The following is a 15,040-nucleotide window of genomic DNA, read 5'->3' on the forward strand; positions in this document are numbered from 1 at the left end:
CGCCTCCATGCCACGGTGAGGCCCCCGCCCCTCAGAGGGAGCGCCGGTGGCCGCTCTCCTGCGCCGCGAGCCTGGCCAGCTCGACCCGCGAGTGGATGCCCAGCTTGCGGAAGACCTGCCGAAGGTGGAAGGCGACGGTGTGCTCGCTGATGAACATCTGCTCGGCGGCGTGCCGGTTCGTCAGCCCCTGGGAGACCAGGTCGCAGACGGCCTGCTCGGTACCGGTCAGGCTGGCCCACCCCGACACGGGATGGTCGGTCCTGACCCAGTGGCGGCACCGCTCGCCCAGCAGCCGCAGCCTGCCCCGTACCCGCGCCGCGTCCCTGGTGGCCTCCACGGCCCCGTAGCAGGCCAGCGCGGTCTTCAGGCTCTCCACGGCCAGGTCCCTGCGCCCGTCGCCCGCGCGGAGCAGCACGCCGAGATCCTCCGCCGCCGACCCCCTGGCCCAGGGGTCGGTGTAACCGGCGACCGCGCGGCCCAGCGCCTCGGCGTCGCCCTCCCGCAGCCCCCGCGCGTGGTCGGCGGACACCGAGGGGCCGGGCAGGCCGGGATTGCGCCGGGCGACGTCCTCGGCCGCGTCGATCACGGCCCCGGCCCTGCGCCGGTCGTCCACCGCCATCGCCACCCGCACCAGCCACGCCGCGCCGGTGGGCTCACCGGCCAGGGCCCCGGCGTGCCGGGGCAGCGCGTCGTAGACCCCGCCGAGCGAGCTCATGCCGCCCGCCGCGCCGTCGCGCGCCTCGCTGATCCGCCCGGCCGCCAGCTCCGACCGCAGCCGGGCGCACGGCGGCGTGCCGGGTGCCGACCTGGCCAGGTCCCTCTCCATGTACCTGACGGCCCCCGGCAGGTCGCCCGACCGCAGCGACGCGGTGCCGAGCACCGACAGGGCCGAGGAGGCCAGGAGCGGGGCGTCCAGGGGTCCGGCGGCGGCCAGGCCGGTCTCCGCGTGCTCGATCGCGCTGCCGGGCCGTCCCGCGGTCAGGGCCAGCCGGGCGCGCAGGACGGGGATCTCGGCGGCCCACGCGGGCTCCCTCTCGGCGTCGGCCTCCTCGGCGGCGCTCTCCGTCACCAGTTCCGCCTCGTCCAGCAGCCAGAGGTCGATGAGCATCGAGGCCAGTACCGCGCGCGGCTGCCGGTGCCCGCCCCGGGCCGGCCGCTCCACGGCCTCGCGCGCCAGGTCCAGCCCGCGCGAGAGCCCGCCTTCGTCCCACGCGAGCAGGGCCAGGTCCACGAGCCTCCCGGCCCCGTCGCCGCCCCGGGGCACGAGGGCCCGGCGGGTTCCGGCGGAGCGCTCGACCTGCTCCCGCAGCGCCCGTCGCACCGGTGACGGCACCCCGTCGACGACCGACCGCCACACCAGTTCGTGACGGAATGTCAGCTCGTCGCCGGTGGCCACGAGCACGCCGGCCGCCAGCGCCTCCTCCAGCGGGGGAAGCAGCGCGGCGGGGGTCTCGCCGAGTGTCTCGGCCACGTACGCCGGGGTGACCGAGCGTCCGAGCACCGCGACGGCCTCCAGCAGGTAGCGGGTCCTGGTGCCGAGCTCGTCCAGGCGCCGCCGGACGGCGGCGTGCAGGCGCGGGGGCAGCACCGCCCCGGCGGGCGTGGGCACGGCCGGCCGGGCGACGCCGTCCTCGACCAGGACGGCGCCCTCCTCGCGCAGCCCGGTGAGAAGCTCGGAGAGCAGGAGCGGGTTGCCACCGGCCTGGGCGGTGAGTGCCGCCAGGTCCTCCCCGGGGACCGCACCCAGGATGTCGGCGGAGATCTCGGCCACCGCGTCCTCGTCGAGGGGGCGCAGGACGATCCGGGTGGCCCCCTCCTCCTCCAGCAGGTCGAACAGCCGCCCCACGTCGCCGCCCGCCGGGGCGTCGCGGCAGGCCAGCAGCCACGCCACCGGATACGAGGCCAGCCGCGAGGGCATCGTCCGCAGGGCCATGACCGTGGCGGGGTCGGCCCACTGGAGATCGTCCAGCGTCACCAGCAGCGGCCCCGAGGCCAGCCTCCTCTCCAGCGAGGCGCGGACCTGCTCGGCCAGCCACAGCAGCAGGCCCGGCGCGTCGGGGGAGGCGTTTCTGAACATGGGCGCCGGGGCTGTCGGCGCCGGGGACTCGTCGAGCGCGGACAGCAGCGGCCCCAGCGGGGTGAGCCGTCCCAGCTCGTCGGCCCGGCCGCTCGCCACCGGCGTCCCTCGCGCGCTCGCCGCGCTCGCGGCCTCGGCGAGCAGCAGTGATCTGCCCGCTCCCGGTTCGCCCTCGACGAGCACGACGTTCCCGGTCGTGGACCTGACGCCGTCCAGCAGGGCGAGGACCGCCGCCCACTCATCTCTCCGGCCGCGCATAGTCCTGTCTCGGATCTGGGGTCATACGGCGGGCTTCCTCCGCAGTGATTACGCATATGACATCCCCAAGGGACGAATCACCACGCGTCGGGCACCGTCGCGCACCGGTGGTTTGGCCCAGATTTGACCGTACGGATCCCCTCGCCCGGTCGGCGCTCGATGAGCGTGCCCCTCAGGAAGTCCGGGCGGCGGCTCGATGAGCGTGCCCCTAGCGAGTCCGGTCGGCGCTCGATGAAGCATGCCCCCGGGAAGACCGGTCAGCGCTCGATGAGCGTGACCTCCAGGAAGTAGTGCGAGGCCCGGTAGACGTGGGAGCCGTGCTCGACGGCCCTGCCCTGGTCGTCGTAGGTGGTGCGGGTCATCGTGAGCAGCGGCGCCCCGCGTCGCTCACCGAGCAGCCTGGCCTCGGACGCCGTGGCCGCCCGCGCCCCCATCCGCTGGTTCGCCACGCGCATCCGCACCCCGGCGGCGCGGAGCGTCTCGTACAGCCCGCGCTCCTGGAGGCCCTCGGCGGTCAGCGGGGCGAGACCGGAGGGCAGCCAGTTGTGCAGCAGGGCGAGCGGCTCACCGGCGGCGTAGCGGATCCGCTCCAGGCGGAGCATCTCGGTGCCGGGCGCGACGCCGAGGATCGTGGCGACCTCATCCTCCACCGGCGCCGGGTCCATGAGCAGCACCCTGGTGGCCGGTTCCTGGCCGGCCCTGCGAAGGTCGTCGTAGAGGCTGGTCAGCTCGACGGAGCGCTTGACCTGGCCGTGCACCACCTGGGTGCCGACGCCCCGCTTGCGCACCAGCAGGCCCTTGTCGACCAGATACTGGATCGCCTGGCGGACGGTCGGCCGCGACAGGCCCAGCCGGTCGGCGAGCAGGATCTCGTTGTCGAGCCGCGACCCCGGGGGCAGGTCGCCTCGGCGGATGGCCTCGGAGATCTGCTCGGCCACCTGGAAGTAGAGCGGGACCGGGCTGGATCGGTCGAGATCGATGGCGAGCTGTGCCGTCATTCGCCCTCCCGGTTGACACGCCGCGCCGTCAGGCTAGCGGACATCAGAATGTCTTGACAAAAACCGTCCGGGGCCGGTGGAGACGCCCGGCGCGCGCGTACGGGGCCGGTGTCCTCGTCCAGGATTCCTCGTACAGGATGGAGGGCGGGGCGCGCGGGGCGGCGGGCCGGAAGGGGTGTCCAGGGGACGTCCCGGCCCGCCGCCCGGACGCCGCCGGCGACCGGTGCGGCCGGTTCGCGCCACCGGGTCCGCACCATGGGAGGAAGCATGGACCAGAGCACCGCGACAGACCTCTCCGCCGTCGCGGTCGAGGCCGCCCGCGCGGTGGGCGACCGGCTCCGCGAGGCGTTCAGGTCGCGTCCCGAGGTCGAGACGAAACGGGACTTCCACGACCCGGTGACCGAGCACGACCGCGCCGCGGAGGAGACCATCAGGGAGGTCATCGAGAGGCGCGTCCCGGGGAGCACGATCATCGGCGAGGAGGGCGGCAGCAGGGGGTCCGGTGAGATCCGCTGGTACGTCGACCCGATCGACGGGACCGCGAACTTCGCCGCCGGGCTGCCGTTCTTCTGCGTGTCGATCGCCGCCGCCGTCGGGGACGAGGTGGTCGCCGGGGTGGTGTACGACCCGGTGCGCGACGACGAGTTCCGGGCCGACCTGGGCGGGGCCTGGTGCAACGGCGTGCGGCTGCGCAGCGTCGGCGCCGCGCGTGACCGGGAGGGAGTGCTGCTGACCAGCTATCCCACCCCCTGGGAGCTGGCGGAGGTCGGGGAGGAGGCATTGCGCCGGTTCGGCCGGATGGTGGCGGCGTTCGCCTCCACGCGCCGTCCCGGCAGCACCGCGCTCAAGCTGGCGCACGTCGCCGGAGGGTGGGCGGACGTCGCCTACGGCAGTAGGGTCAGTCCGTGGGACATGGCGGCGGGGTCGCTGCTGATCCGTCAGGCGGGAGGCGTCTTCATCCCGCTGGACGGGTCGATCTTCGAGACCGGCGGCTACCTCGCCCACGTCGGGGGCTTCGACCTGGCGGGGTCGGTCATGAGCGACCTGCTCCCGCCCGTCCGTCCGGCCTGAGCGCCGGTGAGCCGGGCGGGGCGGCGAGAGGCCCGCGTGGAAGACCCTCGCGCGGGGCAGGTTCCGCGTGTCGGCCACCGCATTACCTATTGATCCTGTAGGAAATACAGGTAAAATGATTGTCTCGCCGTACGAAGGAGCCGCCATGAGCCTGGAGCCGGAGGCCGAGAGCCCGCTGGCCACCGCGGTCGGGGCCGCGCGCTGGATCCGTTCCGCGGCCGTGGACGACGAGCGGGGGCGGCACTGGCGGGCCAACCCCGACCCTCGGGGCCGGGCCGCGATGCCCGACCACCCCCTGTCGCTCTACTCGGGAGCGGCCGGGATCATCCTGTTCTTCCTGGAGCTCGCCGCCGCCACCGGCGACGACGGCTATCTGGACGACGCCGCCGCCGGGGCCCGCTACCTCGCCGCCACCTGGCGGGAGCAGGCCGACCTCTCCCTCCACCACGGCCTGGCCGGGGTGATGTTCGCCCTGGCCGAGGCCGGGTGGGCCACCGGCGAGGGGGACTTCGAGGTCGAGGCCGGCGCCGTCGCCGACCACATCGTGCGCAGCGCCCGCCCCATCGACGGCGGCCTGGGCTGGACCGGCGACCCCGCGCAGCGAGGCGACGGCGGGATCATCCTCGGCCTACTGCACGCCGCGGGCATCCTGGGGGCGCCCGCCTACCAGGAGATCGCCGTCGAGGCCGGCGCCCGCATCGCCACGCTCGTCGTCCCCGGCCACCGCTTCGGCGAGGGCGCCTGCGCCGACCTGCCGCTGGACGCGGTCACCCCGGGCTTCCTGTCCGGCACCGCCGGCACCGCCTTCCTGCTCGCCCGCCTGTACGGCGTGACCGGCGAGAGCGACTTCCTGGGCGCCTCCCGCAGGGGGGCCGACTTCGTCCGCGCGGTCAGCGCCGTGACCGAGCGGTGCGCGCTGGTGCCGCACCACATCCCGCAGGGGCGCGACCTGCACTACCTGGGCTTCTGCTCCGGCTCCGCCGGGGTCGCCCGGATGTTCTACGAGCTGCACCGGGTCTCGGGCGACGCCGGGGACCTGGAGTGGGCCGAGCGGCTGGCCAGGGGGATCGTCCGCAGCGGCGCCCCCGCCAACCAGAGCGGTGGCTCCTGGAACTCGGCCTGCCAGTGCTGCGGCACCGCCGGACTGGTGGAGCTGTTCGTCGGGCTCTGGGCGGCGACCGGCCACAGCAGGCACCTGGAGTTCGCCCGCACCCTGGGGGAGAGCCTGGTCGGCCGGGCCACCGGCCACGACGGCAAAGGCACCCGCTGGTACCAGGCCTACCGGCGGCTGCGCCCCTGGGAGGTCACCGCCGACACCGGCTACATGGTCGGCGCGGCGGGGGTCGGGGCCGCTCTCCTGCACCTGGACGCCACCGCCCGCCCGCAGGAGGCCCGGCGGCTCATCCTGCCGCCGGACAACCCGTTCCCCGCCATCCCGCTGCCGAGTGCGACGCTCCGCCGGTCCTGAACGATCATGGAGGGCACGCCGCCGCCGAGCCGGCCGGTCGTCGCGGGTGAGCGTGACGAGGGGCCGCCGCCGTGAGGCGGCGCGGAGGGCGCCGGGAGCGCGACGCGAGGGCCACCGCGGCCCGCCGCGCCCACGCATCTCCTCCCACCCTGTACGGTCGGGCATCGAGGCCTCCACCAGGCCCGGCGCCACGGACACGTCCCCCGGCACCCCGGACCGTGTCACCCCCGGTACGCCCGATCGTGCCGATCCGGCCCGGAGAGGGCGGCCACCGGTGCCCCTCGCGCCGGAAAAAGCAAGGACGATGTGCCCTTTGGCCGTCAAGGGGTGACAAAGCTCGTGATGACGATTGGTGATTCTCCGTGAGTGCTACCCAAGGCTTGCCTAATCTCGGTGTCGTGACAATCGAGGATTTCCTTCCCGACCCCGACCGTTCCACCGTCGCGATCGAACCGGCGCAGCCGGGTGCCGGCCACTGGGCCGGCGCCCCGAGCGCCGTGGCGAGCGACGGGCTGATCTACCTCGCCTACCGGCTGCGCCGCCCCGTCGGCGAGGGCCGAGGCTACGCCGTCGCCATCGCCCGCTCCACCGACGGTGAGCGGTTCGAGACCCTGCTCACCATCGGCAGGGAGGAGATGGACACCGAGTCGCTGGAGCGGCCCACCCTGGTCCGTACGCCGGAGGGGCGCTGGAGGCTCTACCTCAGCTGCGCCACCTACGACACCAAGCACTGGCGGGTCGAGGTGCTGGAGGCCGACGACCCGTCCGGCTTCCGTGCCACGCAGCGGCAGGTCGTGCTGCCCGGCGACCCGAAGACCGGCGTCAAGGACCCGGTGATCGTGCTGCGGGACGGCGTGTGGCACCTGTGGGCCTCCTGCCACCCGCTGGAGGAGGCCCACGAGGCCGACCAGATGGTGAGCGACTACGCCACCAGCGCCGACGGCATCGAGTGGACCTGGCAGGGCACCGCGCTCAGCGGCCGTCCCGACACCTGGGACGCCAGGGGCGCGCGGGTGGCGGCGGTCCGCTTCCTCGGCGAGGGCGTGATGGCCTTCTACGACGGCAGGGCCACCGCGGCGGAGAACTACGAGGAGAAGACCGGCGTCGCGGTCGGCACCGACCCGGCGCAGCTGACCCCGCTCGGCACCGAACCCGTCGGGATCTCGCCCTACGCGGGCGGCGGCCTGCGCTACATGGACATCGTGGACCTGCCGGGCGGCGGGCGGCGGCTCTACTACGAGTACACCCGCGCGGACGGGGCGCACGAGCTCCGCACCGAGCTGCGCTGATCACCGTACGACCGTCCCGGCGCGCGGATCACGCGCCGGACGGCCGTGGTCCCGGGCACGAGGCGGTGCCCGGGACCGTTCAGCCATGCTCGGAGATCGGTGGACTACGTCCTGGATCGTCCCTCTACGAGAGGTTCTATTGCTGAGGGCGGCCGTTGCGCGCCTGGCGCTGGCCGTCGGGGCGGATGCCCACCAGACCGCCCGAGCGCTCGCGGGGGAGCAGCCAGTCGCTGAAGTCCTCGCCGGTCACCTTCTGCAGCAGTGCCACGTCCTCGGTGAAGTAGGAGATCAGCTTCTCCCGCTGGTCCCAGGTCAGCGGCTGGCGGGAGCGGGCCCGCTCCTGCAGCCTGCGCTCCAGCGGGTCGGTCAGCGCCACGCTCACCCGCGACGGCAGGAACCGTCCCACCGACGATCCCACGCGCAGTGCCCGCGACAGCATCCGGTGTTCGAGGGTCGGCTCGGGGTGGGCGGTCACGTTCTCCCGGGGGACCTCGGTGACCACGCCGGTCTCCACCCCGAGGAAGCGGCAGATCCGGTCGAGGGTCTCGGCGGGGCGGTCGACCAGGTCGCGGTAGCGGTAGACGAGCACCTGATCGCGGGGGAACAGGGTGAACAGGTGCTTGAGCTGCTCGCCGTACTTGCCGAGCCCGAGGTAGTGCCAGAACGGCGCCCAGCCCGCCCTGACCCGTCGCTCCTCCTCGGCGCAGGCCCTCACCACGTCGCCGATCGGCTCCAGCCCGGCCGACCACAGGTGGGTCCAGTTGGAGTGGGCGCGCTCCACCGGGTCGCGCAGCACCACGATGAGCCTGGCGTCGGGGATGGCCGCCCTGATGCGCCGCTGCGCCGCCAGGTCGTAGAGGTAGAACGGGGTGGACTCGCCGGTGAGCGTGCCCGGTGGTGCCGCGCCGAACAGGGCCTCGTAGTCCTCGCGTCGCCAGACGTGCTCGCGGTAGGTCTGGGCGTCGCCAGGTCCTCCCTTGGTCGGTGGCGGGCCGTCGCTGAGGAAGAACTTCGGTTCCTTCACCGGGGACATGAACAGTCCCGGGTGCCGGGCCAGCGCGGCGTGCAGGGCGGTGGTCCCGGCTTTGGGAGCACCGATCGTGAGGAAATTCGGCAGGGGCATCGCTATTACCCTTAATCCCTACTATGATTATTGGTAAATATAGCCCTTTTTCCGGCGAAGGCAAGTGTCCGGCCACGCGATCGCCGTGCTCCAAGGGACTTCCCGGTTGCGGGGATTTCGGTCGTCGGTGCCTATCTCCAGGTCATGGACGTGAAGGATGCTGTCCCGTTCGGTGAACGCTGAGTCTTTTTCCGCTATTTCGCTGCCGAAGAAGAATTTTGTCGCGTTATGAATAAACAGGATACCTGTGCCGTATTCCGGATTCGACGTCACCGGGAGACCCGCACCCCGTCCTCCCACGACCCGGCCCGGGTTCCCTTCCCGTCCGGGCCGCCGCCAAACGGCCTCCGCGGTGCCGTGACGTGCCATCTCGTTCCCCGGCCGGTGCCGGGCGGGCGATGCGCGGCACGTTGGGCCGTACGGTCACGCCGCGCCGACGATCGGTGAAAGCCCAGGCAAAGGCGGACGCGAATGTCGTGGCACAAAGGTGAACCTGGGGTGAGGGGCGCCGCCGCGATTTCGTAAGTCCTAATGTCACGACAAATCATTGATACGCAGGTAATGCGGTGGTGGCAAACCGGGAATGAGGGAGATCCGGCGAAGCGGCGCGTGAGGAACCGCCGCCCCCGTGAACCGGGGCAACCAGGTGAACCGCTCAGAAGTCGAACGACTCCACGTGGATGCGGCGGTCGGGCACGCCCGCGCGGCGCAGGGCCTGGCGGGCCGCGACCGTCATCCCGGCGGGGCCGCACAGGTAGACGTCGTGGACGGCCAGGCCGGGGATGAGGGTCCGCAGGGCGCGCCCGGTGAGCGGCACGCTCCGCTTACCGGACGATCCGGTCAGCTCGTCCACGGTGTAGTGGATCGTGGCGCCGCGCGCGGCGGCGATGGCGTCCAGTTCGTCGCGGAGGATCAGCTCCTCGTCGCGGCGCGCCATGTAGACCAGCGTCACCTCGCCGGGCAGCGTCTCGAAGAGCGCGCGCAGCGGGCTGATCCCCACGCCGCCGCCGACCAGCAGCACCTGGGGCCTGCGGCGCCGCGCGGCGGTGAGGGCCCCGTAGGGACCCTCGGCCCACACGCGGGTGCCGGGCCGCAGACCGGCCAGCGCGCCGCTGTGGTCGCCGACGCCCTTGACGGTGATCCGCAGGAAGCGGTCGTTGGCGGGGGCCGACAGCGAGTAGGGGTTGGCCGTCCACCACATGCCGGGGGCGAGGAACCGCCACCGGAAGAACTGGCCGGGCTCGGCGCCCAGCTCGTCCAGGTGCTCGCCGGTCAGGTAGACCGACACCACGGAGGACGACTCCCTGCGGACCCCGGCGACCCGCAGCCGGTGACGCAGGGCGCGGCGGACGGGGGTGAGGAAGCGGTACCAGACCAGCAGGGCGACGACGGACACGTACAGCGCGTACCAGAACACGCTCATGACGGCGCTGCCGGCGAAGTCCGGGCCGGTGAGCTGGTGGCCGAACCCGAGGAAGACGGCCCCGTAGGTGACGAAGTGCAGGTAGTGCCAGATCTCGTACCGCATCCGGCGCCGTACCGCGCGCACCGAGACGACCGCGATGCCGGTCAGCAGCAGGAGGGCGACCGTCGCCTCCAGCATGGCCGGGCCGTCCAGGACCAGCCCCGCGGTGCCCTCCAGCACGCCCGCGCCGGACCGCGCCACGTGGGCCGCGACGGCGAACAGCATGTGCGCCACCGACAGGACGATGGTGTGGCGGCCGACCGTCGCGTGCCAGCGGGCCAGCCGGTCGGTTCCGACCCCGCGGTCCAGCGCGGGAACGCGGGCCATCAGCACCAGCAGGACGGCGCAGGCGTAGCCCGCGAGCAGGCCGGTGAGCCTGCCCGCCCAGGCCAGGGCCCCGGTGAAGCCGGAGACCGAGGTCAGGTCGGACCAGCACGTCGCGGTCGCCGCGACGGCTCCGGCGCCGATCAGGGCGAGGACCAGGGACGGCCGCGCCCGGCGCGCGGGCGGGCGGGCGGGGGTTCCGTGCCGCCGCGTACGCGTGGCGGGGCGCGGGCGCGTACCGGAATCGGGGGCGGCGCCTCTCACGGCTCCAGCCGGGGAAGCTGGCCGCTGTAGGTTTTCTCCAGGGCGGCGGCGAACGCCTTGGTCTCCGGGTCGGCGCCGGATTTCTGCAGGCCCTTCGCGACCAGGACGGACTGCGTGAGATATTCGCGCGCGTCCTTGGTGAAGAGCCGGTCGAACGCCTCGCCGTCGGCCCGCTTCAGGGCCGCGAAGTCGTTGGGAATCACCATGCCCGGTATGTCATGTCCCTCGTGCTCGTTGCTCTCCGGCACCCCGGACCGCCGCAGCAAATCGCGCAGTTCCTGGAGCGTCGTGCGGCGATCGGCGACGTACTCCTCGGCGAACCGCTTCAGCCTCGGATTCGAGGTCTTGCCGGGGGCCAGCTCCAGCAGGCGCGCCGCCTGCTCGGTCATCGGGATCATCAGCTGCAGCCACGCGATGTCGGTGCCGTTGAAGGAGCCCGACACGCTCCCGGTAGGTGTGGGGAGCGCGGCGGGGCCGCTTCGCGACGGTGGGTGGTTCACGGCCGAATGGGTCTGCGGCTCGGCGGCGACACATCGAGAGACCAGCAGCACGGTGAGGACGACGAGCACCGACGCACCGATCGTGGACACCTTCATGTCGCTCCTCCGCTCACGCCGTTCCCAGGGGGAGGCGAGGCCCGGTATGCCGGGCCTCGCCCCGTTCAGGTCAGACGGTACGCTTCCGCCCGAAGACGGTCACCTGCCGTCTCAGGGGGTGCCGTCGGCGCCGCACTTGACGATCGGGCGGATGCAGTCGCGCACGCGGCGCTCCATCTCGGCCTCGGGCCAGGCGTTGAAGAAGTCACCGTGCATGGTGAAGCCGGGACCCGACGAGAGCCGGAACTTGGCCGGGTCGCCGCTGACCGGGTAGCGCAGCACCTGGCGCAGCTTGGGCACGATCACCGGGTGCGAGGCCGGGCAGGCGCCGTTCACCGGGTAGGACATGTGGCTCTTGTGGTCGGGGGAGTCCAGGTCCTTGCCGTTCCAGCAGTGCGGGAAGTCCAGGTAGGACTCCAGCATCTTGCCGGCCGGGCAGTTGACGAAGTTCTTGGAGGAACCCACCTCGCCGGCGTGCAGGCACGACCAGCGCGCGTTGCTGCTGGCGTCGGGCTGGGTGGCCTTGGCGTTGCCGGCCACGATCCGCAGGCCCAGCGGCAGCGGCCGGGTCTGCGCCATCAGCTCGTCCTTGATGCCCTCACCCAGGTAGTAGAACGTGGTGCCGGTCGGCTCGACGGGCTTGTCGTCGCTGTAGAGGGTCGGCACCCAGTACGAGGAGATGTCGGTCTTCGGGCTGCAGCTGGTGCCGCCCTTCTGCAGGCTCTCGAGGTCGGAGTCGGCGTCCGTCGTGGTGTTGCCGAAGAAGCTGTGCATGTGCGACCCGCCGGCGAGGCCCGGCATCACGATCGGGTCGTCGGGCAGCCGGTGGGTGTAGGGGCACTCGGCGAGGAACTCCGCGACCCGCACCGCGCCGGGCGGGACCGGGCCCTTGGGCAGGTTACCGCCGGGAGCCGGAGTGGTCGGGGTGGTGCTCGGCTTGGGAGTGGTGCTGGGCTTGGGAGTGGCGGTGGGGGTGGTGCTCGGCTTCGGGGTGGCGGTGCCCGACCCGGTGCCGTAGACCTCGAACTCCCACAGCGAGACCCCGTACTGGGAGGAGCGCTTGGTGGCGTTGAGCCGCACGTAGCGGCCGGTGGCCGACACGTTGAGGGTCTGCACGCCGCCCTTGCCCGCGGTGGTGGTGTGGATCGTCTTCCACTCGCCGCCACCGGCGGAGGTCTGGATCGTGAAGGCCGTGGCGTAGGCGTTCTCCCAGTTCAGCACGATCTTCTCGATCGCCTTGGACGCGCCCAGGTCGACCTGGAGCCACTGGGGGTCGCTGAAGGCGCTCGACCAGCGGGTGTTCTCCCTGCCGTCGATCGCCGCGGAGGCGGACAGGTCACCCCTCTCGGAGGAGGAGGCGGTGGCCTTGCCGCTCTGCGACAGCGGAACCTCCGCCGCGCTGGCCGGGAGGACGCCGTTCACCAGCGAGGCGCCCAGGATGGTCGCGAGGGCACCGGCGAGCGCGAGGCGGTGGACTCGCCCGCCCGATCTGCGACCCGGGGCCGTGGTGCTCGGAACAGTCTCACTCATGTGGATGAGGTCCTTAGGGGGATCGAGGTGTGATGGACGTGATGTCTCGGCGGCGTCTCGGCCGGACCGGCTCGTGGCCCGGCGTGTCAGCGGACGGCGCCCTGTGGGGGAGGCGTTGGCGGCGCCGGGTGGCCGTGACCGCTCCGGCAGGGTCCGGGCGGATGGGACCACCCCCGATCGGGGTGTGGCCGGAGGTCGCCGGGACGGCGATCCCACCGGCCGCCGCCGGTGGCGGCACGGGAGACGACGGGGCCGTGTCGCTCGGGCGAGGTGGGGGAGTGGGGGCGCGAACACCGCCGCCGTGCACAGTAGCAGCACACTGAACAGGACATATAGTCCTGTAACAGTGCTACCGTGCGCCTCCCCGGTGCCATCGTCACGAGCCTCCTCCGCCGTCACGCCCGGCGCCGGGCGTGTTCTGCTCCTGTACAGGAGACGGGCGGGAGGACGGGCGACAACAAAAACTCAGAAAAAGGGCGGAGAAAATTTTCGTTGTCCATCTGACCTGGCGCCGGTCTCCGTAGAGGGGGCTCGTCGGTCTTCCGCTATCGGGAGTTATGGAGAGAATCGTCCCTGCCCGGCACCCGGAGCGGCGCGGGGGCGACGGACCGTGGACGACGACAGGAAGCGGAGTGCGATGCTCGGAACCGGCAGGGGCGGACCCGACACGGCGATGGTGACCGCCGCGCGCGACGGAGACCAGCGGGCGCTGGACGCCCTGGTGGCCGACTCCCTCCCGCTCGTCTACAACATCGTCGGACGGGCGCTGAACGGCCACACCGACGTCGACGACGTGGTCCAGGAGACGTTCCTCCGGGTCGTCCGCGCCCTGCCCGACCTGCGGGACCCGCAGGCGTACCGCTCCTGGCTGGTGGCCATCGCCGTCCGCCAGGTGCGCGACCACGAGCAGGACCGCAGGACCACCCAGCACCGCAGGGCCGACCTCGACACCGCCGAGGAGGTGCCCGACCCCGCCTCCGACTTCGCCGCCGTGACCATCCTGCGGCTCGGGCTCACCGACCAGCGCCGCGAGGTCGCCGAGGCCACCCGCTGGCTGGACGGCGACGACCAGGCGCTTCTCGCCCTGTGGTGGCTGGAGGAGACCGGCGAGCTCGGCCGCGCCGACCTGGCCGGAGCCCTCGGCCTGTCGGGGCGCCACGCCGCCGTACGCGTCCAGCGGATGAAGGAGCAGGTCCAGACGGCGCGCACCATCGTGCGGGCGCTGCGCGCCGACTCCGGATGCCACGAGCTGCGCGCCCTCACCGCGAACTGGAACGGCATCCCCAGCCCGCTGTGGCGCAAGCGCTTCGCCCGGCACATCCGCGACTGCGCCGTCTGCCAGGGACGCACCGCGGGCCTGTTGCCCATCGACCGCCTGCTCAGCGGGCTGCCGCTGCTGCCCCTGCCGGTCGGCTTCGCCATGCACCACCTCCAGGCCGTTCCCCCCGCCGTCGAGGCGGTGGCGCACGCCACCTCCTGGGGCGCCTCCCACGGCGCGCACGCCCTGGAGACGACGCGGCCGGGCCTGCTCGCCTCCCTGCCCCCCGCCCCGGTCACGATCGGCGGCGCGGCGGCCGTCATCGTCACCGGCGTCCTGGTGTTCGGGCAGCTCACGGCCCCCGCCCCCGAGCCCGCCCCGCCGCTGGCCGTCCCCGCGCCGACGGCCTCGCCGTCGCCGTCGCCGCCGCCCTCGCCGTCACCGTCACCGTCGCGGACGCCGTCGGCGCGCGCCACCCCCAAGCCCTCCCCGTCTCCCACCCCCCGCCGGGCCAAGGTCTCCCGGACGCCGACCCCGCCGCCCGCCGTCGTCTCCTCCGCCAGGAAGGGCGTGGGCGTGTGGAAGATGCCCGGTCTCAGCTCGGCCTTCGCGAAGTCCGGCGCGAGCTGGTACTACACCTGGTCCACCCGCCGCGAGGGCGTCACCGGCCCCAGGGCGGACGGGTTCGTCCCGATGATCTGGGGATCGGGCAGCGTCACCCCGGAGAACCTCGCCCAGGCCAGGAGCGCCGGACCCTACCTGCTCGCCTTCAACGAGCCCGACCTGCCCCAGCAGGCCAACATGACCGTGGAGGAGGCGCTGTCGCTCTGGCCGAAACTCATGTCCGCGGGCCGGGTGCTCAGCAGCCCCTCCGTCGCGTTCGGCGCCGACACCCCGGGCGGCTGGCTGGACCGCTTCATGTCCGGGGCGGAGGAGCGGGGCTACCGCGTCGACTTCATCGCGCTGCACTGGTACGGGGCGGACTTCCGCCCCCAGCCCGCGGCGAACCAGCTCAAGTCGTACATCCAGGCCGTGTACCAGCGCTACCGCAAGCCGATCTGGCTCACCGAGTACGCCCTGATCGACTTCTCGAACGGCACCCGCTACGCCAGCGACGCCCAGCAGGCCGCGTTCGTCACCGCGTCCACCAAGATGCTCGCCTCCCTGCCGTACGTGCGGCGCTACGCCTGGTTCGGCCTGCCCTCCTCCGACACCGAGCCCAACAGCGGCCTGTTCCGCGGCGACGGGACCGTCACCCGCGCGGGCCGCGCCTTCCAGGCGGCCCGCTGAGCGCCGTGCCCCGGGGCGTCGCCGGGCTG

Annotated in this window: 10 protein-coding genes; 4 read left to right on the plus strand and 6 right to left on the minus strand. The window is 73.0% G+C overall.

The annotated features are described in order from the left end of the window. Window positions 1–31 precede the first annotated feature (31 nt). Both ABD817_RS23345 and ABD817_RS23350 read right to left on the minus strand, forming a co-directional pair. The gene (locus tag ABD817_RS23345) at window positions 32–2,335 is read right to left on the minus strand and encodes a helix-turn-helix transcriptional regulator (protein WP_344920221.1); all 2,304 of its coding nucleotides are present in this window, start codon (window positions 2,333–2,335) and stop codon (window positions 32–34) included. A gap of 257 nt (window positions 2,336–2,592) precedes the next feature. Further along, window positions 2,593–3,333: a GntR family transcriptional regulator gene (locus ABD817_RS23350; RefSeq protein WP_344920222.1), complete on the minus strand. Its 741-nt coding sequence runs from the start codon at window positions 3,331–3,333 to the stop codon at window positions 2,593–2,595. 267 nt (window positions 3,334–3,600) lie between these two features. Between ABD817_RS23350 and ABD817_RS23355 the strand changes: the two genes are divergently transcribed. The 3 genes from ABD817_RS23355 (at window position 3,601) to ABD817_RS23365 (ending at window position 7,161) form a co-directional block, all read left to right on the plus strand. After that, window positions 3,601–4,404: an inositol monophosphatase family protein gene (locus tag ABD817_RS23355; RefSeq protein ID WP_344920223.1), complete on the plus strand. Its 804-nt coding sequence runs from the start codon at window positions 3,601–3,603 to the stop codon at window positions 4,402–4,404. A gap of 145 nt (window positions 4,405–4,549) precedes the next feature. Further along, window positions 4,550–5,872, plus strand: coding sequence for a lanthionine synthetase LanC family protein (locus ABD817_RS23360; protein ID WP_344920224.1), 1,323 nt, complete (start codon window positions 4,550–4,552; stop codon window positions 5,870–5,872). Between the two features lie 398 nt (window positions 5,873–6,270). After that, the gene (locus tag ABD817_RS23365) at window positions 6,271–7,161 is read left to right on the plus strand and encodes a glycoside hydrolase family protein (RefSeq protein WP_344920225.1); all 891 of its coding nucleotides are present in this window, start codon (window positions 6,271–6,273) and stop codon (window positions 7,159–7,161) included. A gap of 136 nt (window positions 7,162–7,297) precedes the next feature. Here the strand turns inward: ABD817_RS23365 and ABD817_RS23370 are convergent, their stop codons facing one another. The 4 genes from ABD817_RS23370 to ABD817_RS23385 all read right to left on the minus strand — a co-directional run bounded on the left by ABD817_RS23370 (window position 7,298) and on the right by ABD817_RS23385 (window position 12,463). Next, window positions 7,298–8,284, minus strand: a complete 987-nt coding sequence (locus ABD817_RS23370; RefSeq protein WP_344920226.1) for a sulfotransferase family protein — start codon at window positions 8,282–8,284, stop codon at window positions 7,298–7,300. A 655-nt stretch (window positions 8,285–8,939) separates the two neighbouring features. Next, window positions 8,940–10,337, minus strand: a complete 1,398-nt coding sequence (locus ABD817_RS23375; RefSeq protein WP_344920227.1) for a ferredoxin reductase family protein — start codon at window positions 10,335–10,337, stop codon at window positions 8,940–8,942. Continuing rightward, entirely contained in the window at window positions 10,334–10,933 is a 600-nt protein-coding gene (locus ABD817_RS23380; protein ID WP_344920228.1) for a DUF305 domain-containing protein, read from the minus strand. Before ABD817_RS23380 ends, ABD817_RS23375 begins: the two co-directional genes overlap by 4 nt. 111 nt (window positions 10,934–11,044) lie before the next feature. Next, window positions 11,045–12,463: a DUF1996 domain-containing protein gene (locus ABD817_RS23385; RefSeq protein WP_344920230.1), complete on the minus strand. Its 1,419-nt coding sequence runs from the start codon at window positions 12,461–12,463 to the stop codon at window positions 11,045–11,047. 610 nt (window positions 12,464–13,073) lie between these two features. Here ABD817_RS23385 and ABD817_RS23390 point away from each other — a divergent pair. After that, on the plus strand, window positions 13,074–15,011 hold the full coding sequence (locus ABD817_RS23390; RefSeq protein ID WP_344920231.1) for a sigma-70 family RNA polymerase sigma factor: 1,938 nt from the start codon (window positions 13,074–13,076) through the stop codon (window positions 15,009–15,011). The last annotated feature ends 29 nt before the right edge of the window (window positions 15,012–15,040 follow it).

Source organism: Streptosporangium oxazolinicum (assembly GCF_039537505.1).
Lineage (GTDB): Bacteria > Actinomycetota > Actinomycetes > Streptosporangiales > Streptosporangiaceae > Streptosporangium > Streptosporangium oxazolinicum.